The organism is Streptomyces sp. NPDC026377 (assembly GCF_055567715.1).
The window spans coordinates 1-20,477 of the sequence record NZ_JBVHPV010000020.1; the positions used below are offsets into that span (position 1 = coordinate 1).

The window sequence follows — 20,477 nt, forward strand, 5'->3', positions numbered from 1 at the left end:
GCGCGCGGTCTGCTCCGCAGACGCGACGCGCCGCCGCTACGCGGCGGAAAACAGGAATTGCTCCGCAATTCTGCATTCCGGCTCCGCCGAAATATCCGCCCAACTCCGTTGGGCGAGGCCGGAATCGCTCCGCGATTCGGCCTAACGTAATTCGCTTCGCGAATTCCTTTGTCTGGCTAGGGGGTTGGGGGGCTGGCTGATCGTCAGGAACCTGGCCGGTCCCTTCACCAGTGTCTGGGGTGAAGCCACAGCTCGAAGCGCGGTCCTGGGCTGTGGCCTCGCGGACTGCCTGTCTTACTCCGGGTCGCATTCGTGATCGGATTGGAGGGTGGTCCCATCTGGTACTGCTTCGAATTCCCATTCCGTGTCGCAGTCGCCGCAGTACCCATGTCCATAGAAACTCACATCAGCCATTCGCCCATCATAGCCTCAACCTGTTTTTTCCGTATAGCGTTTCGCGGTCCCTCCGCAGACACGGGGTTCGGACCCACCGTAGATGACCCGCCCGAGTGCGGTTCGGGCGCGCAGCGCCGAGCGCGGAGGCCCCCGCCGACGCGCAGCCTGAGAACCCCGGCCCCGATCCCCGAAGCCGCCGCGCCGCCCTAGCCCGCCCCCACCCTTCTTCTCATTCGGGCAGGGAGAGCGGCAGCAGAGGGGATGTCAGCTCCCCCGACCATGCGTAAGAGGCCATCTGAGCTGGGATATTGGGGAGCCGGCCGCTGGTCGAGGGCAGGGAATACCGCAAGAGATGGCGCAGGAGTTTGCGCATGAGGTGGTGCAACAGATAGGTGTGCGGTATTATGGAACATGTCGGAAGGGGTGGCCCCCCTACCCCGGCACCGCCGAACGTTCGTCAACAGGAAGGCGTAAACGTGGAAATCGTCATCAGCGGGGGCAAGGTGTCTCCCAGTAGCGACGAGATCACGACCCCTCAAGCCGCAAAGGCCCGCCGGATCGCCAATTTCCTCCCCCGTCCGGAACTTCTCCGTGACGCAGTCATCGAGCACAACCAGGACGACAACACCACGTCAATTCGGTTCGAGACCACGGCCGGTCCCATCCGAATTCTTCTGCCGGTCGCTCAAGGGTTTGAGTTCCACATCATCCACGACAGCGAAATCGGGCCCCGCATCCTCGGAACGTTCCGAGGGGAATCCCTTTCGGTGCGAGCCGTCGCATTCCGCATCAGTGAATTTCTGCGGACACGCGGACTGAAGTAGGGGGAAATTCCGGGGGCCGGTTTACCGGTCCCCCGGACACCCCAAGCACCTATACCAACCGGAGGGAAAATCACTGTGCGCATGACGAGCATCGAGCCCGCCCACCGCGCCGCTCCGGCGACCGAGGGTGAACAAGAGCAGATGGAGGCCGCTTTCCGGGCGGCACTGGAACAACTCCCCGAGAGCACCGATTTCCCACACGACGTGCGCAAGTTGGCCCGGCCCCTGTTCGAGGTGGGATGGATCTCAGGCGTACGGACCGGGCACACCGGGCCCGCGCTGGCCGACGTGCCGTTGCCGCCCCACACGTTTGGTACGGCCCTGTCTGACCTGTCCGCCGTCATGCACGCGGACAGCGGCCCCAGTATCGGGCAGTTGGTCAGCTATCACGGGTCGCAGGAGTGCTGCCACGGCCGCTACTGGGTGACGCGCATTGAGCGAGAGCTGGACCGCCGAGGACAAGAGTCCGTGCTCTACCGCCTCAGCGAGTACAGGAACGGCGCGTTTGTCACCGCACTGACCGGAGTACACACGTGGAGCGTCACGGCACTGCCGCAGCACTGGCAGCGGTATGCCCACGCGGAAGGGAACTGATCATGAGTCAGGAGATCGCCAAGCAGCTAACGGCCCACCCCCGCGCCCATGTGGTCGAGGAACAGGGCCGCGACCGGACCGGAACCATGCGTTACCGCGCACAGGTGCAGTACCTCGCGGTGGGGGACACGCTCGCAGGCTTCGGCAAGGTTCTGGAGTGGTCGGAGACAGACGCGGTCGACGGGTGGCGGATGTTCCGGATGGTCACCGAGCGCCCACAGTACTACCCGGTCGAGACCAAGGTGTTCCACGTGCCGGAGTATGTCTACTACGGCGTCACCGCCCTTGCGGAGCAGGCAGAGTGACGTGCCCGGCATAAGCCCGCCGCAGTCGTGACCGCAGGTCAGCAGGGCGCCCCGGGGGTGGGCGCACCGGGGATTTAAGAGGTTGCCCCACCCCCAGAGTGCGGTATTATGGAACCAGTTCGGAAGGGTTGGCCCCCTACCGGGCACGCCGAAGGTTCGTCACCAGAAGGGAAGCCCCAAGTGGCTCACGAGATCGAGCAGTTCACCGATGGCACCGCCGCTTTCGCGTCCGCCAACACGAGCGCCTGGCACAAGCTCGGAGTCGTCACGGACGGCGCGATGACCGCCGAAGAGGCTATGCGTATCGCGTCTCTGTCCGGCTGGAACGTGCGACTCCTCCCCCTGACGGCGACCGAGCTCACGGCCGGGGGAGCCACACCGCTTGAGGTACCGCAGCACTTCGCGACCGCGCGCACGCACCCGAAGACCGGCCGCACGCAGACGCTCGGAGTGGTCGGCAGCGACTACCACCCGGTGCAGAACGAGGAACACGCCGAGTTCCTCAACCTTCTGGCCGACGAGTCCGGCGCGCACTTCGAGACCGCCGGATCGCTCAAGAACGGCCGTCAGGTGTTCCTGACCATGAAAATGCCGCAGGGGCTCACGATCGGCGGGAACGACGATGTGGATCTGTACATCGCAGCCTTCAACAGCCACGACGGAGGCAGCGCGTTCCGCATCGTGGTGACGCCGGTCCGGGTGGTGTGCGCGAACACCATGCGTGCAGCCATCCACGGGGCCCGGTCCTCGTTCGTGGTGCGGCACACCGCAGGAGCCAAGGCTCGTATCGCGCAGGCCCGTTCCGCCCTCGGTCTGACGTTCCGGTACGCCGAGGAGTTCGAGCAGGCCGCACAGCGCATGATCGACGCCGAGATGACGCTCAGCGAGCTGAAGTCGGTGGTGGACGAGTTGTGGCCGGTCAAGGACAGCGACCACGCCCGCGCCAAGACCAACCAGCTTCAGCGGTGGGGGGCGATCTCGAACCTGTTTGAGCACGCCGACACCCAGGCCGGTATCCGGGGCACGCGGTGGGCCGGATACAACGCGCTCACCGAGTACGCCAACCACGTGGCCCCGACCAGGGGCAAGACCGACGCCGAGAAGGCGGACGCCCGCGCCGAGCGGGTCATCAGCGGAGCGGCGAACGACCTGATGGAGAGGGCATTCGCCCTCACCACGGTCTGATCCCCTGAACGCCGGGTGGGCACCCCAACTCCCCCACGGGTGCCCACCCGGCCCCCACCCGGCAAGCAGTGGCCGCACCCGCCCCCGAGCGCGGAGCGCTCAACCCCGCACAAAGGCGCGGAGCGCTGCCGCCGGCCCCTGCCGCGTAGCGGCAGCGCGTCGCGTCTGCGGAGCAGACCGCGCGCCGAGACGTCCGTCCCTCCCTGCGCCCGGGTCCGCGCCGGCGGAAGCCCGGCAGCTCGACACCCACCGCCCATCCACCGTCCCGAAGAAGGCCATCATGCCCCTCCCGAAGTGGACGATCAAAGGCATCGTCGACGACTACGACACGTGCGGTTGCTGCGGCCGCCGCGGACTCAAGCGCACCGTCGCGCTCATGCCACTGGACGCCGACGGGAACGAGGACGGGACCGCCGAAGACGTCGTGTACTACGGCACGTCGTGCGCCGCTTCCGCGCTGAGCTGGACGCAGGGCAAGGTGACCGACACCGCGCGCGCCGCCCAGGCCGAGCGCGACCAGCGCGACGCCTACGCCCGCCGGATGATCAGCATCTACGCCCCGGTGGAGTTCGCCCCCGTGGGCGACAAGGCCCGCGTCTACTACGGCCGCAATCAGCACCAGCGGGACACGGGCGTGAAGGCGACAGAGGAAGTGGCGAATCTGCTGGCGGAGGCCCGCGCTCAGCTGGCCGACACCACGACTGGCCCGGCCCGCCCCTCGCGGATCGAGGACTTCTGCCGCTATCTCGTGATGTTCACCAGCGACGACCGGATCTTCCTCGTGCGGCGCGTGCCGGAGGAGGAGGCCGAGCGCCAGGAGCAGGCCGCCGCTGCCCAACGCCGCGCGGACCAGATCCGGGGCAGCGTCCGGGTCGTGGCCGCGCTGGACTCCGAGGCCGCGCGTGACGTCGCGTACGCCGACGAACTGACCCGCGAGTGGAACACAAAGGCCTGGCAGGCCGCCCATGCCTGAGACCGCCTCCGCGCCCCGGTTGTTCATCGGTAGCCGCGTCACCTACCACGGCAGCATCACCGAGATGCGTAACCGCGCCCTGTACCTCCTGCCGTGCATGTGGTTCGGACACTGCGACGCCTGCTGGGAGCAGGCCGACGAGTTCGGCGAGCGGCACCCGGTGGAGCGGGACCACTTCATGGGGGTCGACCTGACCACAGACCGCCGTGTGCACCACGCCCGCCGAGCGCACTGGGCCCCGGTCCCGCACGAGTGGCCCGCGGACGCCGTTCCGTTCAACATCAACGGCTACTGGTACGCCGCCGCCTACAACACGCCAGGCGGAGGCGGCCGTGCCCGGGTGCTGCACTTCTACCCCGCCGAGGACTCTATGGGGCGCACCTGGTGCCACTTCCGAGAGCCCGCGCCCGGCGTGCACCGCCTCGACGAGCAGGGCTGCCGCCGCCCCGTCATCTGACCGAGGGCCTCACCGGTACGGCTTCACCGACCGCGCCGAAGGCGCGCCATCTGAAGGGATCGCCATGGAACTTTTCGCTCTCGATGACCAGAAGGAACCCGCGATGGATCTGTCTACCCCCGCTGGGCTTTCGTTGTTCGCCCAGGCGGTCGCCGAACATCTCGGTACGGGGCATGCCGAGCAAAGTGATGTGGGCGGCCGCGCGCAGATCGTCTTCCCGGACGGACGCGCCGTGGAGCTTGTCCCCAATCATCAGGGCACGCGGCTGGTCATCCGTGCAGAGTTGCCGAGGGAGGCCGCCTGCTACGGCATTGCCGCATCGATCACGGTGTCCGTCTGGCGTCGCCCCACAAAAGGAGAGACCCCCGAACAGGCCGCCGTGCGGCACACGGCCACCCAGATCGGTCAGCGGCTGACCCCCAAGCACCTAGCAGCCCTGGCCGAACTGCGAAAGCACCACGCCCCGCTCGCCTCCACCTTGGAGCGCGCGGAGACAATCCTGTCGGGTATCCCGGCCAGTACGCACGGCAGGGTCGCCGTGGGCGAGCGGATCGTTCACCGCGCGATGGGACTGACCGTCCGGTGCGCCGTCGCCTGGTGGCGCACTCCCGCCGGGCCCTCATGTGCGATGGCGCCGTTCATCGCGGACGCCCTGCGGCGGGGCGGTATGGCAACGACGGAGCCGTACGGCAGCGGCTACGTGTACTTCGCGCCGCAGCCGCCCGCTGAGCAGGCCGCCATGCGTTTTCGCCTCGCGCCCGCTCTTCACCGTCACGGGTGGGATCTGTTGGACGAGTACACCGGTGCGCGCCTGCACACCTACGACGATGCGCACTGGGCGCAGGGGGCCGCCGAGAGCGCAGAGCGCGAGAACGACGCTGCCCGCCGCGCCCAGACGCCGTCCCTGGAACTCGCGGGCATGTCCGGGGAACTCGTCGAGGTGGATCACGTGCGCGCGCTGGCCGTCGAGCTCGCCGTGGCCGGGCACATGCCCTACGGCCAAACGTGTGTCGACTACGCCGAGACCCCGGGTTTTCTCATCTGCCCCGCCCCGCAGGGTGCGGTTACGGTCTCGCGTCTGCTTGAGCCCTGGGGATCGATCCGGCCCGGCACCCGTCTGCCCGCCCCGGACCATGAAGCCGAGCACCACGATCAGGACTTGCAGGCCTACGCCTCTTTGCTGGCCCGCCCCGGCCGCACGGTGACCGTTGCTGCCCACGAGGTCCGGGTCCAGTTCACCGACTCGCCGCGATGAAAGAGGTTCCGTTATGCGCTCCATCACCGGCCATGAGGAACCGGGTCTGCGCCGGGCGACCACTGCCGTGGCGAGGCTGCTCGCTGTGCTGGGCGCGGGCCAGCAGCACATCGTGTGCAGCGACGGCCTGGCCAGCGTCGCGATCGCACGAATCGATGTCATCCGGCGCGGAACGGAATTGACCCTCCGCCACACCCCAGCCGACACATGGGCCCTCGCCAAAGTGCTCAGTCAGGCCTTCACGTCAGTGACCGGCGGCGGACTGGTCGTCCGCACGTCGGCCACTCAGGACACGGCACAGCGAGTGCGGGGATGGCGAGTGCAGGACGGCTGGCTCACTGCGCTCACCGCCGCCGAAGTGTTTTCCGCCTACTGCACCGACCCCGTCACCGGCGACCCACTCAGCCCCGAACCCGGTGTCGAGTACTGCGCGGGCCTGCCCGTGCCCACCCCGGAAGAACTCTCCTGACCCCCGGGTGGGCCGCCCTCGAAGAGGCCTGCCGCCAGTCACCATGTGCCCCTGCGCGCGGACTCCCCCTCCATCACCGCGCGCAGCCGGCCCTCGATCCGTGGAGGCCCTCGTCGCGCGGGTGAGCACCGAGGGGATGCGGACGCTGATAACGACCTGCCGATCAGGCCCTGATCTGCTCGCTTCGGGATGGGGCAGCGCACGAAAAGCGGTTGCCCCACCCTTCTATATAGGTATTATGGAACCTGAAGCGAAGGGCCGGGACAGCTTCCGTGGAGTGCACCGCGACCGCGGCCCACCGGGCCGCACGCGCCACGGGAGGGCTGCACCCCTCCGGCGCCACTACATCCGCACCGAGAGAGGACACCCACGTGACCGATGCGCCCAGCACCCCCGAGTGCCGCCAGCACGGCCCCATGACGCTGCACACCGGCGACCAGTCCCCCACACAGCGCTTCACCGGCACCTGGTACACCTGCACCGATCCGACCTGCTGGAGCGCTGTCCTGTATCCGTCGGCCGATCTGGTCGCCAACCTCGAAGCGCAGGGGTGCCCGGCGAAAGCCTCCCTGACCCTCACCCACACCCGCGCTGAAGGAACCCTCTTGTCCGGCTCGGTGAAGGGCGACGGCGCGTACGAGCTGCTCCGGCCGTTCCGCTTCCGGGCCTCTCCCTCGATCGGGGTCTACCTGCGCGGCTCCCGAGACCGCCGCGCCGACCTGTACCTGATCAGCCAGGCGGCCGAGGCCCTGCGGGAGGCCGGCCACCAGGTGACGGTCGAGATCGACGAGACCCAGCGCCGGGCCTTCGCCGAGGCCGAGGAGGACCGCGCCGACCGGGCGGCCGGACGAGCGGAATACTACGGAGCGCGGGCCGAGCGCTACCAGACGTCGTCGGACGCAAAGTGGGAGCGCGGGCGCGAGATCACACGCGGGTACGCGGGCGAGCCAGTGAAGGTCGACCACTACTCGGCCAAGCGCCACATGCGCGACCTGGAGCGCGCGCACCGCCTGTTCGGCATGTCCGCCCAGGAGCAGACGGAGGCCGACCGCTGCGCAGACCGCGCGGTCACGGCCGAGCACTACGAACAGCACAGAAGGAACCCGCGGGTGACGCTGCGCCGCCTTGAGCGCCTGCGGGCAGACCGGCGCGCAGTGGAGCGCCAGCAGGCCCGGACCGTCGAGGACGCGGAAGCGGGCAAGCTGACCGTTGAAGCCCTGATCGCGGCCCTCATCCGGCTCGATGCCGACCATGCCGATCTGTGCGACGAGATCGGCGACTGGGAGCGGGTCATCGCGCAGGCCGAGGCCGAGGGCGTGAAGCTGTGGGGGCCGGGTGACTTCGAGCCGGGCGACTTCGTGCGCTCCGGCAGCCGCCTGCTGGAGGTCCTGCGAGTCAACAAGAAGACGGTCACCGTGCCGGGCGGGCCCGAAGCCGGACCGATCGTGTCAAAGGCCAACCGCCAGTGCTCCTGGAACGGGAAGCTCCCTTACGACAAGGTCACCGGCCGCGTGAGCGCCGACGAGATGCGGGCGGTGCTGGCCCAGGCGGAGGAGAAGGCGCAGCCAGACGGAACCGATCCCGCAAGCGCGCAGGACCGGCTCGACACCTGAGCGCATGGCACGTCCAGCTCCGTGCGTGCGGCCCGCTGCCTGCCTCCCTCGGGGCGCACCTTGCGTCCTGCTCCTGCGGCTGGCGAGTGACGGCCGAGTCGCAGCCGGGTGCTCGCGCGCTCGCCGAACGGCAGCGCCGCGAGGCCACCAGCGGCGGACCGTCGTAACCGCCGACACCCCGTTTACGCAGTGTGCCTACAGCGCCCCCGTCCCGAAGGAGAAGAGGCTCCGTCATGTCCCGATCTGTATCGCCCCCGCCGCCCGCGCTGGCCGCCGCGGCTGATGATGACCGCAGGTGCGTCGACTGCGGTCTGCCGTGCACCGAGCAGGTGACATCCATCCCCCGCATCGGGGGCGGGACGCGCGCTGTGTACGCCTGCTCCGTACACGCGGCCCGTCGCCGCCGGAGCCCCTGACCTGTCCCCTTTGCGGGTGGAGGAGCGCGGAGAAATTCTGTTGCCCCTCTTCCCAGATAACGTATTATGGAACATGTCGAGAGAGCGGCTCCCTCCCGGCACCGCTGAACGTCCGTCAACCAGCACAAGGAGGCCAGACATGGCCACAGCCACCACCGCCGACCAGACGGCCGAATCCGTCCCGGTCGACACCGACGAGGAGAGCCTGACCGCCGTCCTGCTCGACCCGGACGCGATCGTGCGCGACGAATTCAACGCCCGCGAGCACGACACCGAGCCCGACACCGACCTGATCAACTCCGTCAAGGCCGTCGGTGTCCAGGACCCGGTCAGCGTCCGCCCCCGCCCGGACGGCACGTACGGCGCGTTCAAGGGCTGGCGGCGCACCCAGGCCGCGCAGATCGCCAACGCCACTGCCGAGGCGGAAGGCCACGCCAAGCGGCAGATCAAGGCGTACGTCCGCGCCGACCTGGTCGGCCGGGACGCCTGGACGCAGTTCCTGTCCCTGATCGAGAACCACCAGCGCCAGGGCATGTCCCCCAAGGACACCCTGAAGGCCGCCGAACTGTCGCTGATCGGGATGGACGAGGTCGAGCAGAAGAAGGCCGCGCGCGCCCTGGGCCTCAAGCGCGGCGCGGGTAAGCGGCTCGGCCGGGCCCAGCAGCTCGACGACGCCACCCTTCGCCGGGCCTCCGCCTCGGGCATGGACCTCGAACAGATCGCCCAGCTCGCCGAGGTCGAGGACGTGCCCCGCGCCCAGGACCGCCTCCTCAGGGCGCTGGCCCGCGACGAGGCGGAGGAGGGCGGCGGGCGCGGCCACTGGGACCAGGAACTCGCGCTGCTCAAGGCAGAACAGGACGACCGCACCGCCCGCAAGGAGGCCGTCGCGGCCCTGGAGAAGGCGGACATCCCCCTGCTGCCCGCACAACTGGCGTACGGGGAGAAAGACGCCGCTCACCCGTTGTCGGAGCTGACCACGCCGCTGGGCAGGCCACTGGAGGAGGGCAACCACAAGGGATGCCCTGGCCACAGTGCCCGGCTCGACGACGAGAACCGGCCGGTCTGGTACTGCGCCGACCCGGCCGAGTACGGCCACAAGGTGCGCCCGAAGCCGAAGCCGCAGAAGAGCGCCGAGGACGAAGAGGCAGCCGCCGAGCGAGCCCGCGCCACGGCGTGCAACCGGGCCTGGAAAGCCGCCGCCGGTCCCCGGCAGGAGTTCATCTCCCGGCTGGTGCGCTCCAGCAAGGCTCTGCCAGAGGAGGCGTGGCGGTTCGCGGCCTCGGTACTGCTGGATCTGCCCCGTTTCTATGGCAAGTGGGCGCAGCGGCAGGAGGCCGAGGACGTCGCCAGGCTGCTTGGCGCGAAGCTGCCGGAGACGCCATTCGAGGGGGTGCGCCTCTCGGATCTGGTCACCCTCTCCAAGGCCCGGCTGCCGCAGGTCTTGTTCGCGCACGTCGCCGCCGCCTTTGAGCGCGACATGCGCGAGCCGAAGGGCTGGAACGACGCTTGCATGCAGGTCCGCTTCCTGTGGGAGGACCCCACCCCCCAGCAAACCGCCTACCTGCTGCTCCTGGAAAAGCTCGGCCAGGACGACAAAGGCTCCTACCGCCTGTCCGAGGTAGAGGAACAGGCAGTCGCCGCCCACCGGGACGCGCCCACCAACCGCCCCGGCGACGACACCTGATCCAGAGCGGGCGGCGGCCGGGCACCAACGGGCCCGGCCGCCCCGCCCCCACACACACAGGCGCGACCCATCGGAGCCTTCCATGTCCCCCTCCCCTCTCCCCGAAGCGGCAGCCGGTCAGCACGACCAGCCGCTCACCCTGGCCATCCTGCGCCGCCTCGTCAGCAACGACTGGGCACGCCTTCCCGGAAGCACCCTTGTCGTGCTCTGCGCCGACCCCGAGGGCAACGGCTACTCGCCGTTCGGCACGTACGAGCGCGCCCGCTACGCCCCCAAGGCCGATGGGCTGCGCGGCGAGGTCTACCCGCTGGAGAGCGAACTCGCCAGTGATCCCGAACTGCGCAGGCTCTTCCCCCAGACCCCTGACAGCGCCGTTGCCGCGCTGGTCCTCTACCCCCTCGGCTGACCGGCGCGCACCCCCATGGGCACCGCACATCCGGCGCCCGTCTTCCCGGCCGCCGTCCGGCGGCCGATCTCTGCCACCGGGCACCACCCGCGCCCGGCTCATCCACGGAACACGGAGGAACCCGCCATGCCCACCCTTGCCGAGATCCGCGCCTACGTCGCTGCCCTGGCCGACGCCGACGCCCTCACCGCCGTCCAGGAGACGGCTGCCGCCCGGCTGGTCGAACTCGACGCCGCCCAGCGCCCGGTCATTCTCCCCGGGCGCACCGCACGGATCAGCACCACGATCCGCCCGGCCTGCCTGCGCCGCTTGACCGGCACTGTGGGCCAGCCCAATACCACCGGCAGCCGCTTCGACTTCGTGCTGGACGAGGACTCCACCGACCTGCTGCGCCGCGACCCGCACAACACCCGCTTCACCATCCCCAAGGACCAGACGCGGTACCGCATCCCCAAGGTCCCGGCCGCCTGCATCGAACTCACCGACCCCCCGGCCGACGCATAACCCCTCCTCTGCGGTGTCCGGGGCGACATTGTCGCCCCGGACACCGCAGGCACACCCTTCGCAGCCACCAAGGAGAGCACCGCAGATGTTCATGGCGGCGGCGGAGACGACGGCGTCGAGCAGCCGTCTTGAATGGGCCGACGCCACCAGCCCGGCGGTACTGCTCTACCCCGGCACCGACATCGACGACGCCGTGGTCGAACCCGGCGAGATCGCCGTCGCCGTGAGCACCGGCAGTAACGGCATCGCCTTGTACGGGGCGCAGCAGCAGCTAGCCGACCGGCTGCAACAGCTCAGCGACGCCGTCCGCTCCGCCCCGCCCGTACCCGAGCAGGCGGCCTGCATCAGCAAAGCCCTCGCCCCGCGGCCTTCCAGCGACACCGTCTTCCTGGAGGCACAGCCGACCCGGTGCGGCGACACCGGCACCGTGACCGCAGCCCCACGCCAGGCGACCTGCCCCGCCTGCATCGCGAGCTACAACGAAGACCCCGCAACGCCGGACCACCTGCATACCCGCCTCATCTACCCCGTCGCAGCCCTGTCCGATGCCGGGCCCGCACAACCAACCGGGCCGAAGGAGCGCTGACCATGACGTCTCGGGCCATACCGGTGCGCTGCCTCGCCCGGCCGCTAGCCGGCGGACTGGTCGTGCCGTACGTATCGCTGATCCACAACGGTCACGCCGTATTCGGCAGCCTTGACGCCGACCGTGCCCGGCGCGCTTTCCTCCAGCGCCTGTGCCAAATCTGCTCCCAGCCCCTTGAAGAGCGCTTCTTCGTCATGGTCCGGCCCGCCGACGAGCAGCAGGCCTACTCCCCCGAACCTGGGCTTCACCCGGAGTGCCAGCCCTACACCGCGAAGAACTGCCCGATGCTCATCCCCCGTCAGTTCGCGATTTCTGAAGCACTGATCCGCCGGAACTCACGAGGTAAGGCACGTAACGGCCAGCCTAGACCGTCGGGTTCACGAATCCCGGGTTGTTCCCCGTGGGGCACGTCATGAGTCCCCACGTCTGCCGCAGGGCCCGTAGGCGACCGATCCCGTTCGACTGCAAGTTGGGCGCCGATCACCCAGGTACCTGTAGCCCCTTCACCCACCGGCCACGCCTGCCAAAGAACCCCGACGATCACCCTGCTCTTCTCGCGATGAGCAGGGGCGATCGCCAGTGCGAATCCTGATCAACACTGCTGCCCCTTCGCTGCCCCTTTTCAAGGAGGCCCCTGTGATTGCTGCACTCTTCAACCCGCTGGACATCGAATGCCTCGTGAAGACGGCTGTGGAGCTGTGGGAGGAAATCGACCCCAGCGATCTTTCCGAGCACCAGCAGGACATGCTCAACCGCGCACGTGATGCCATGCTCGCCGAACATGCTGGCCAGCAGCCTTCCTTCCCCGAAGCGGTAAGCCTCATCAGCCCGCGCTCGGCGGGCCAGGCATGGGTGCTGCGCCGCTGGGACCGCCACGAGGACGTGGTGACACTCCATGGTGATGAGGACTCCGCGCTGGCCGATCTCGCCACGTACGTGCGTGGGGTCTGGGACAACCTCGTTGGTGAGGAAGGCGTCCCCGAGCAGCCGCCCACCGACGACCGCGAGGCCGTGCGGCTCTACTACGGGCCCGAGCGCGACGACCAGCCGGACGAGGGATACAACCTCTACGCCCAGGACATCGCCAGGCGCGGCCGGACCCGCATCGTGCCGCTCAGCTACCGCTTTCCCGATGCGGATGCGAGCGAGCGGGCGAATCGGAACGCCGCCTTTCACCCGCAGACCGACAGCAATGACCTCCCGTGCGTCGAGGTCGATGGCGTCCTGGTGTTTGCCTATCTCGACCATGAGGTCGGCGCCGTCCGGGTCTCCGTGCACTGCGACACTGCGGCAGACCGACTGGTCCGTCCCGACGGCACCGTGCCGCTGCGCGTGGAAGTCGAAGATGACGTGGTGGATGACAGCGCCGACGGCACTCCCAAGCGGGATCTGCTGACCAGGCTGCTCGATGCAGCCGATGACCATCAGGATCAGGCAATCCGCGAGGCAGCGTTCGAGGCTGGCGTTCTCTGGCGCTGCCCGACCTGTCAGTGGGATAACCCCGCCGCGGCAGCCTGCTGCGAGGGGCCGGGGCCCTGCCGAACCCCCCGGCCCGCCTCCGGGTTGAGGCGGCCGTTGCTGCGCGAGCCGTAGGCCGAAGCCGGTCTCGAAGGGGCGGGTGCCTCCACGGTGGGAAAAGGGGATGACACCCGCCCCCATTATAGGTATTATGGAACTCGCTTGGGTGGCTTCCGGACACCGCCACACCGTTCGTCGTATCGAGGAGTGCCTCCATGAGCGGAGAGACCACCGCTGTCATCCGTGGCCGCGTGCACGGGACCGTGCAGCTGCGCCACACCGAACGCGGCACACCCGCCGCCCGTTTCACCGTGATGCAGGTCCCCCGCGAGTACGACCGCACCCAAGGACAGTGGCGCGACGGCGAGCCGGTGCCGGTCGTCTGCACCGTCACCGGGCCGCTCGCCCGGCACGTCGCCGAGTGCCTCACCGACGCCGTGCACGTGATCGCCACCGGGGATCTGGCCCTGCGCGCGGGTCAGCTCCACCTCGATTCTGCCCAAGTCGGCGTGGACCTCGCCCACCACGTCGCCTACATCGACGACACCTTGCCCGCCGTCCTCGCCGGACGCGCCCCCGCCCCGGCGCCTCCTGCTCCCGCTTTTCCCGAGCCCGCTCCCCGAGCCGAACGCCGCCCGGCCACAGCTCCCGCCGCCCCGGCCGCCGACTGGTGGCAATCGCCCCCGCGCCGCTTCTGGGACGTGGTCACCGCGCCCAGCCGCACCGGCTGCTGATCACGCCACACGATCCCGCACCGCCCATCGCGGCACCGGCATGCCCGCCGGCCGCCGTCCTCTCCTGGAGGTACGCCGTGCCCAGCACCGCCCTGTCCGAGCGCGCCGCCCGCGCCGCGCTCGCCGCCCACTTCTCGCCCCACCAGGTCGCCGCCCATCTCGCCCATCACAGTGCCGAGGAGGTCTGGCAGTACAGCGTCGACCACGACGCCAGCGCCCGCCTGGCCCAGTACAAGCCGCGCGAAGAACTCGCCAAAGCCCAGCTGACGTGCCAGTTCGTCATCCCGTCGGACGACGTGTGGCCCGCCGCCCTGGCCGACCTCGGCGCCGGCTGCCCGCTCGGGCTGTGGGTGCGCGGATACGAACAGCTGCCCCTGCTGGCCGCCCGCGCCGTGGCCGTGACTGGTAACCGGTCCGCCACCGCCGAGGCCCTCACCCGCACGAAAGCATTCGCCAGCGCCGTCGCCGAGGCCGGGCACACGGTCACCGCCACGCTCGCGTACGGCGTCGACGCCGCCGCCCACCGGGCCGCCGCCCAAACCGGGCGCGCGACGCTCGCCGTCCTGCCGCGCGGCCTGGATCGCGCCCATCCGCACGACCACGCCCAACTGCTGAGCTCCATCGCCGCCAGCGGCGGCGCAGTGGTCAGCCTGTTCCCGCCTGGCATCCCGGCCAGCGGGGCAACCCTGCGGGCCAGCGCCGCCCTGCTCGCGGCGCTCGTGCGGGCCGTGGTTCTCATCGAGGCCCAGGACCACACCGCCGCGGCGATGCACACCGCCGAGACCGCGGCCGACCTGAACCGGCTGGTGCTCGTCCCGCCCCTTACCAGCGACGTGCGCGCCGACGGCAACGTCCGCCTGCTCGTCGAGCAGCGCGCCGTCCTGGTCCCCGACCCCGCGCACGCGCTCGCCGAGCTGCGCTGACCCCTCAGCCGCTCTTCCGTGCCCGGCCGATGGCCGGGCACGGCCCGCGGAAGGAGTGATGGAGGCCATGCCCCGTACCGCGTACACGCTGTCGCTGCCCGGCCTGAGCACCACTGACGACCTGGACACCGTCATCAACTGGGGGCTGGGTGCCGACTCGACCGCCTACCTCGCCCGGATGCTCACCGACCCCGCCGGCCACGGCATCGACCTTCAGCGCACCGCCGTCCTGTACATGGCCACCGGCAGCGAGTGGCCCGAGACCCGGCTCCTGGTCGAGAAGTTCATGCTGCCGCTGCTGCGCGAGCACGGCGTGCGGTTCGTTCAGCTGGCGCGGTCCGGGCACCTGAAGGCCGACGGGATCACCGTCCTGGACGACTCCCGCCACCCTGAGAGGCTCTTCGCCCGCGGGCCGTGGACGCTCTGGGACGAGCTGGAGTCTGTGGGGACCGTCCCGCAACAGGCCGGCACCCGCAAGTGCAGCCTGCGCGCGAAGGGCGACGTCGGCGACCGGTGGATCGCCCCCGCCATGGGTGGCCGTCCGTTCCGCCAGATCATGGGTTTCAACGCCGACGAACAAGGCCGCCGCTCCACCGACATCATCGCCTCAAAGATCCCCGGCCGGATGGGGGTGTACCCGCTCATCGACTGGGGCTGGGGCCGTCAGCAGTGCGAGGACTACCTCTGGAAGCGGTTCGGCGTGCACTGGCCGAAGTCGTACTGCACCTTCTGCTGCTTCCCCGTCTCCATGGGCGCACTGCCCGCCCACCTGGAACGCATGCGAACCCACCCGGACATCGCCGGAGAGGTACTGCGCCTGGAGTACACGGCGATGAGCCTCAACCCCAGGGCGAAGCTGTACGGCAAGCACACCCTCCTGGAACTCTTCGACCCCGCCCAGCCGCGGGACCGCGCCTGTCTTGAGGCCTTCGAGCGCGAACTCGACGGGCCCTGGGCGCTCTACCACGTACGCCGCCTGTTCCTCCTGGCCGCCGACGGAAAGCACCGCCCGGTGATGCGTTCCACCCAGCAAATCGACCTCGGGCGTCCGCTCCAGCTCGCCCGACGGCTGAACACCATGTCCGAGCGGCGCGGAATCGAGGTCGAGCACGACCCCGTGTACGGGCGCGCCCGGGCCTGGACCCGCCCGCGCACGGACGGATGGCCGATGGCGGAGGAGCTCTTCACCACCGCCCCCGCCCACGTGATCAACAAACAGGACCAGAACTTCGAGCCGGCATGGGACTCCCTGATCTCCGGCTCCGCCGCCCAGCTCCCGCTCACCTGAACCACTGCCCGCCCGCCAATGCCGGAAGGACGCCTCATGCGAACGCCCCTGGCTCTGCCCCGTGACCCCTCTCTTCGCCGTCTTCGCCGTGCTGTACCTGGCCACGCCGTCCGGTGATGGCGTACGGGCCGCCATGCGGGCCGGGCTTCTGGCCTGCATGACGACTCCGGCCCAGGGCAACGTGATCCCGCCCGGCTGCCTCTATGCCTGCGACAACGGCAAGTTCGGCAAAGGCTGGCCCGGCGCCGAAGCCTGGTTCGCCTGGCTCAAGGCGACTCTCGGCCGCTACGGCCCCGACCGGTGCCTGTGGGCCGTAGCCCCCGACGTCCCGATGGACGCCAAGGCGACCCTGACCGAATCGCTGCCCTGGCTGCAGCAGATCCGCACCTTGGGCATCCCGGCCGCCTTCGCCGCCCAGGACGGCAGCGAGCACGGCCTCATCCCCTGGTACTTGATCGACGTGCTGTTCCTGGCTGGCAGCACCGAGTGGAAGACCTCGCCGGCCGCCCACCGCCTCGCCCTCGAAGCCCGCGAGCACGGCCTGGCCGTCCACATGGGCCGCGTCAACTCACGCCGGCGGCTGCGCATCGCGCAGGCCTTCGGCTGCACCAGCGCCGACGGCACCTACCTCACCTTCGGCCCCGAAACCAACCTCCCCCGCCTCCTCGCCTGGATGAACGAACTCCTCACCACCCCAACCCTGTTCGGAGACGACACATGACGACCTGGCTGCGCTACGTAGGCGCATCGATCATGGGCATCATCGACCCCGTCCCCTCCACCGCCTCCTCCCCCATGACTGTGGAGGAGGGTGCCTGGGTCCGTGCGAACGCCTGGACCAAGGGGCTGCGCAAGATCGATCACGCCTACCCCCACGGCTTCCACCGGTGGTGCTCCTGCGAAGCAGGCATCTGCCATCCCTGCCTGACCGGCCACCACAACCAGTGCATCAGCCGCACCGGCCCGCGCGTCGACAGGCATGCAGGCACCATCACCGACCGCGGCGGCTTCGTCGTCGCCCTCATCGTGCACGGACCTGGCCAGCGGCCCTGCCGCTGGATCTGCCCCTGCACGCACGCGCCCGACGCCGAGGAGGCCGGAGCCGTCGACGGCCCCTGAGGTGCAGCCGATCGCCCGGCGGTCGACGACGCGCCCCACGAAGTCCGTGCCCGCGCCAGCACCGGACGGGCAGATGTCGCTCTTCGCCGACGCCGGTCTGCCGAAGGAGGCCACCGGCGGTGAGACGCCGTGATCTTCACGATCAATCTCTGCCCCGGCCCATCGCCCACCTGCGCTCCCGCGGCGCCGTCTGCCCTGAGTCCCCCGTCTGCTGCCCGTCTCACTGGAGTTGACATGTCTTCGCGCCCCAGCAGCCACCCGCCCACCACACCCGATCTGAGCTCATACGATCTGCTCGCGCCCCAGCTGTCCGGCGGGAAGGACAGCGCGGTCATGATGGCCGTGTTCATGGAAGCCGCCCGCACCGCCGGCGTGGCCGACCGAGTCATCTCGTACCACGCCAGCCTGGGGGTCTTGGAGTGGCCGTCCGTCGTGTTCGACGGCACCCGCCACCCGGGGGTTTCCGAGCTCGCGGCCCTGCAGAGCGCCGCATTCGGGGTGCCCGCCGACCGGCACCTGGAGGTCACCCGCACGATGCCGGGCCCAGACGGGATCCGGTTGCCGCACAGTCTGCTGACGGAGATCGCGCTGTATGGGCGCTTCCCGCGCAAAGGCAGCCCGTACTGCCGCAAGAGCGCCAAGGAGAGCGTGGTGTCCGCCGCCTGGACCCCGATGGTCGACCGCCGCAGGCGCGAGCTCGGCCGACCGGTGCGGATTCTAAAGATCATGGGCCTGCGCAGCGACGAGGGCCCTGACCGCAAGAAGCGGCCGGCCTTCCGTACGGTGCAGGTCAACGGGGCGCGGATGGTGGACGAGTGGCTGCCCGTCAAGGACTGGTCGACTGCCTCCGTCAAGGAGTGGCACGCCGATGCGCCGGTGCCGTACTCCTGGACATACGATTCGGTGCCCGGCGCCGGCGACTGGGCTGGAACCTCCCGCTGTTCCTGCTCGCTGTGCGTATTCGCCTCCCGCCACGACGTACTGCTTTCCATCGGTCGGCGGCCGCGGCTGGCCGACCTGTACGCCGAGGTCGAACAGGTCCGGGGCGACAGCTTCCGCGCGGACTGGCGCATCACCGACCTGATCCGGCACGCCCAGCAGTGCGGCGCGCCCGACCCGGGCGTCGTCTGTCCGGACGACGGCCCGCAGTTCACCGCCCTCGAGAAACAGGTACGGGCGGCGCTGAAGCACAAGCCCCGCAAGGAACCCGACCTGGCCCGCCGCGCCGGCCGTGCAATGTGCGACGGCTGCACCGTGCACAACCGATGACCACCGCCCGCTGCGCTCCTCGGCGCAGCGGGCACCCCCTACAGTGAATGGAGGAGATGACCATGGAGACAAGCCCCACCGCCCTGCTGCTCGAACTCGCTGCTCAGGCCCAGCATGCGAGCGACCCGGACACGCTGCACGACTTGCTGTCCAGAGGCCACCGTGCCTGGTGCGAGGGCGTCGTTGACGTCCAGGCCGGCGTGAACCGCGAGGTCACGAGCCTGTCCGACGCCGAGCTCGCCCAGCGGTGCGCCGCTGCGTGCGTGCCGTGGGATGAGGGAATGGCGCGCAGCGAGGCAGTCTCCGCTCTCGCTTTCATGACGTGGGATGCCGCGCCGGCCGCGATGGCCTACACGGCGCTGGAGAAGCGTGCGGCCCGTTTCGGGGTGTGCCTGCTGGGCGAAGAAGTGCTGTAGGCAGATTTGGCGTCAGGCTGGACAGCAAACCATCCCCTTTGGCATTATCGAACATGTCGCGCTCGTCTGAGTGCCGGCACCGCCGTGCTGATTCTTTCCAAAGGGGCCCTGATGCCTTCCGCCGACCGGCTCGTGGACACCGCGCAGATCGTGTCCGAGTTCGGCACGAGCAAGCCCCGGATCAGCGACTGGAGCAACAACCCGGACAGTGGCTTCCCCGCAGTCGCGCACACCGAGGGCCGCAAGCGGTTCTGGCGCCACGACGAGGTCGCGGCGTTCTTCTCGCAGCGTGTCCCGAAGAAGCGCGCGCTACCGTCCGCGGTACTCGAGGCCGACCAGAATGAGTTGCTGACCAAACGGGAGGTGGCCCAGCTCCTCGGCTACACCCGCACGTCGACCATCGACGGCTACTTCCGCGACCGGCCCGGATACTTCCCGGAGCCCGACGAGAACGCCGACAGCCCGATGTGGCGCCGCGGCACGATCGTGGCCTGGGCCGCCAGCCGCCCCGGCAAGGGCCGGCGCAGTTCCGCCCCGGCGACAGCGCGGCCTGAGGTGTCGGCGGACGGCGACCCTGACGAGCTGCTCGGTACAGCCCAGGTCGCTGCGCTGCTCGGCTACGGAAGCCCGGCTTCCTTCTCCAGCGCCCTCTACCAGGGGCGCATCCCCGAGCTGCCCGAGCCGGACGCCCTGCACAAGGAGGAAGGCAGCCGCGGCCCGGGCCGCAAGAAGTGGCGGCGGGCGACCGTCGTCGCTGTCGCCCGCCAGCGCGGCGTGCTGCCGCCGGCCGACCAGGACAAGAACGAGGACCTTGTCGGCGCCGCAGAAGCGGCCCGGATCCTCGGATACGGCAGCGCCGACAGCTTCATCAGCGCACTCGGGCACGGGCTCCTGCCCGACCTCGAGCAGCCCGACGGATACGAGTACCGGCGCGGCAGCGGCGGCCGCCCCCGTCAGCAGCGCTGGAAACGCTCCCGCCTCCAGGACCTGGCATCCCGCCGCTCCTCACCCTCCTGACTGCAGCGAGCCGAACCTCGTCACAGGCGGGATACCTTAAGACTGCGGCCTCTGGTTTAAGGGATCGACGAACTCCCGGCGGGCCAGACGCCGCACGATGGCCGGTATGGAGGGGCCAGCCACCTCTCCCCCGCGAAGCCGCACGGCTTCGCGGAACCGGCCATCGCCGTTCCCGGGATCAGAACCCGTCTCCGACCCTCTCCTGGCAGCAAAGGCAAAAGGGAATGACCTGCGATTGGTGACGATCCACCCGTTACCAGCGCCTGTCAGAGTGGAGGGGCCTTATCAATCATGGTCTTCAGGTCTGCTGGCAGACCAGGTGAGTCCCGCCAGTTCTGGGCGATCAGCAAGAGCGCGACCCATGCGTCACGCGCCTCAGCGTTCGACTGCCCGGAATAAACCGCGTCCAGCACCCGCCTGGCAAGACCGTCGACAACCTCATACAGGGCATTCGAGACCTTGCCCACGTCATCCAGAGGCGAGCCCGCAGCATGAGACGGTGCTCCGTCGAGCCGGATGGTGACTG

Annotated in this window: 24 protein-coding genes; 22 read left to right on the forward strand and 2 right to left on the reverse strand. The window is 69.6% G+C overall.

Annotation, left to right across the window (positions count from 1 at the left end):
• The first annotated feature begins 872 nt into the window (after positions 1-872).
• From ACZ4MU_RS30270 to ACZ4MU_RS30330, 13 genes are all read left to right on the forward strand, one after another.
• Positions 873-1,220 carry a hypothetical protein gene (locus tag ACZ4MU_RS30270; protein ID WP_467882596.1) on the forward strand — a complete coding sequence of 116 codons (348 nt, stop codon included), beginning with the start codon at positions 873-875 and terminating at the stop codon, positions 1,218-1,220.
• An 81-nt stretch (positions 1,221-1,301) separates the two neighbouring features.
• The gene (locus ACZ4MU_RS30275; RefSeq protein ID WP_467882599.1) at positions 1,302-1,814 is read left to right on the forward strand and encodes a hypothetical protein; all 513 of its coding nucleotides are present in this window, start codon (positions 1,302-1,304) and stop codon (positions 1,812-1,814) included.
• A gap of 2 nt (positions 1,815-1,816) precedes the next feature.
• Positions 1,817-2,119 carry a hypothetical protein gene (locus ACZ4MU_RS30280; RefSeq protein ID WP_467882600.1) on the forward strand — a complete coding sequence of 101 codons (303 nt, stop codon included), beginning with the start codon at positions 1,817-1,819 and terminating at the stop codon, positions 2,117-2,119.
• 180 nt (positions 2,120-2,299) lie between these two features.
• Positions 2,300-3,304, forward strand: a complete 1,005-nt coding sequence (locus ACZ4MU_RS30285; RefSeq protein WP_467882602.1) for a DUF932 domain-containing protein — start codon at positions 2,300-2,302, stop codon at positions 3,302-3,304.
• Positions 3,305-3,584: 280 nt separating this feature from the next.
• Positions 3,585-4,277: a hypothetical protein gene (locus ACZ4MU_RS30290; RefSeq protein ID WP_467882604.1), complete on the forward strand. Its 693-nt coding sequence runs from the start codon at positions 3,585-3,587 to the stop codon at positions 4,275-4,277.
• The gene (locus tag ACZ4MU_RS30295) at positions 4,270-4,734 is read left to right on the forward strand and encodes a hypothetical protein (RefSeq protein WP_467882605.1); all 465 of its coding nucleotides are present in this window, start codon (positions 4,270-4,272) and stop codon (positions 4,732-4,734) included. Before ACZ4MU_RS30290 ends, ACZ4MU_RS30295 begins: the two co-directional genes overlap by 8 nt.
• A gap of 64 nt (positions 4,735-4,798) precedes the next feature.
• Complete coding sequence (locus tag ACZ4MU_RS30300; protein ID WP_467882607.1) at positions 4,799-5,989, forward strand: hypothetical protein; 1,191 nt, start codon at positions 4,799-4,801, stop codon at positions 5,987-5,989.
• A gap of 13 nt (positions 5,990-6,002) precedes the next feature.
• Entirely contained in the window at positions 6,003-6,458 is a 456-nt protein-coding gene (locus tag ACZ4MU_RS30305; RefSeq protein ID WP_467882609.1) for a hypothetical protein, read from the forward strand.
• 371 nt (positions 6,459-6,829) lie between these two features.
• On the forward strand, positions 6,830-8,071 hold the full coding sequence (locus ACZ4MU_RS30310; RefSeq protein WP_467882611.1) for a DUF3560 domain-containing protein: 1,242 nt from the start codon (positions 6,830-6,832) through the stop codon (positions 8,069-8,071).
• A gap of 555 nt (positions 8,072-8,626) precedes the next feature.
• Complete coding sequence (locus tag ACZ4MU_RS30315; protein ID WP_467882613.1) at positions 8,627-10,171, forward strand: ParB/RepB/Spo0J family partition protein; 1,545 nt, start codon at positions 8,627-8,629, stop codon at positions 10,169-10,171.
• A gap of 82 nt (positions 10,172-10,253) precedes the next feature.
• Positions 10,254-10,577, forward strand: coding sequence for a hypothetical protein (locus ACZ4MU_RS30320; protein WP_467882615.1), 324 nt, complete (start codon positions 10,254-10,256; stop codon positions 10,575-10,577).
• Between the two features lie 126 nt (positions 10,578-10,703).
• Positions 10,704-11,081, forward strand: coding sequence for a hypothetical protein (locus ACZ4MU_RS30325; RefSeq protein WP_467882617.1), 378 nt, complete (start codon positions 10,704-10,706; stop codon positions 11,079-11,081).
• Between the two features lie 85 nt (positions 11,082-11,166).
• On the forward strand, positions 11,167-11,667 hold the full coding sequence (locus ACZ4MU_RS30330) for a hypothetical protein (protein WP_467882618.1): 501 nt from the start codon (positions 11,167-11,169) through the stop codon (positions 11,665-11,667).
• A gap of 44 nt (positions 11,668-11,711) precedes the next feature.
• Here the strand turns inward: ACZ4MU_RS30330 and ACZ4MU_RS30335 are convergent, their stop codons facing one another.
• The gene (locus tag ACZ4MU_RS30335) at positions 11,712-11,915 is read right to left on the reverse strand and encodes a hypothetical protein (RefSeq protein WP_467882620.1); all 204 of its coding nucleotides are present in this window, start codon (positions 11,913-11,915) and stop codon (positions 11,712-11,714) included.
• Between the two features lie 388 nt (positions 11,916-12,303).
• On the opposite strand from ACZ4MU_RS30335, the gene ACZ4MU_RS30340 reads away from it, so the two are divergent.
• The 9 genes from ACZ4MU_RS30340 (at position 12,304) to ACZ4MU_RS30380 (ending at position 19,951) form a co-directional block, all read left to right on the forward strand.
• On the forward strand, positions 12,304-13,260 hold the full coding sequence (locus ACZ4MU_RS30340) for a hypothetical protein (protein ID WP_467882623.1): 957 nt from the start codon (positions 12,304-12,306) through the stop codon (positions 13,258-13,260).
• Positions 13,261-13,400: 140 nt separating this feature from the next.
• Entirely contained in the window at positions 13,401-13,919 is a 519-nt protein-coding gene (locus ACZ4MU_RS30345) for a single stranded DNA-binding domain-containing protein (RefSeq protein WP_467882624.1), read from the forward strand.
• Positions 13,920-13,996: 77 nt separating this feature from the next.
• Positions 13,997-14,842, forward strand: coding sequence for a DNA-processing protein DprA (locus ACZ4MU_RS30350; RefSeq protein ID WP_467882626.1), 846 nt, complete (start codon positions 13,997-13,999; stop codon positions 14,840-14,842).
• A gap of 67 nt (positions 14,843-14,909) precedes the next feature.
• Positions 14,910-16,130, forward strand: a complete 1,221-nt coding sequence (locus ACZ4MU_RS30355; RefSeq protein WP_467882628.1) for a hypothetical protein — start codon at positions 14,910-14,912, stop codon at positions 16,128-16,130.
• Between the two features lie 61 nt (positions 16,131-16,191).
• Entirely contained in the window at positions 16,192-16,851 is a 660-nt protein-coding gene (locus ACZ4MU_RS30360; protein WP_467882631.1) for a hypothetical protein, read from the forward strand.
• Positions 16,848-17,249, forward strand: a complete 402-nt coding sequence (locus ACZ4MU_RS30365; RefSeq protein WP_467882632.1) for a DUF6248 family natural product biosynthesis protein — start codon at positions 16,848-16,850, stop codon at positions 17,247-17,249. Before ACZ4MU_RS30360 ends, ACZ4MU_RS30365 begins: the two co-directional genes overlap by 4 nt.
• A 234-nt stretch (positions 17,250-17,483) precedes the next feature.
• Positions 17,484-18,518 carry a phosphoadenosine phosphosulfate reductase gene (locus ACZ4MU_RS30370; RefSeq protein WP_467882634.1) on the forward strand — a complete coding sequence of 345 codons (1,035 nt, stop codon included), beginning with the start codon at positions 17,484-17,486 and terminating at the stop codon, positions 18,516-18,518.
• A gap of 47 nt (positions 18,519-18,565) precedes the next feature.
• Positions 18,566-18,934: a hypothetical protein gene (locus tag ACZ4MU_RS30375; protein ID WP_467882636.1), complete on the forward strand. Its 369-nt coding sequence runs from the start codon at positions 18,566-18,568 to the stop codon at positions 18,932-18,934.
• Between the two features lie 111 nt (positions 18,935-19,045).
• A complete protein-coding gene (locus tag ACZ4MU_RS30380) occupies positions 19,046-19,951 on the forward strand; it encodes a helix-turn-helix transcriptional regulator (RefSeq protein ID WP_467882638.1) in 906 nt (301 codons plus the stop codon).
• Between the two features lie 266 nt (positions 19,952-20,217).
• Here ACZ4MU_RS30380 and ACZ4MU_RS30385 read toward each other — a convergent pair whose 3' ends face one another.
• Positions 20,218-20,418 carry a hypothetical protein gene (locus ACZ4MU_RS30385; protein WP_467882641.1) on the reverse strand — a complete coding sequence of 67 codons (201 nt, stop codon included), beginning with the start codon at positions 20,416-20,418 and terminating at the stop codon, positions 20,218-20,220.
• Positions 20,419-20,477 lie beyond the last annotated feature (59 nt).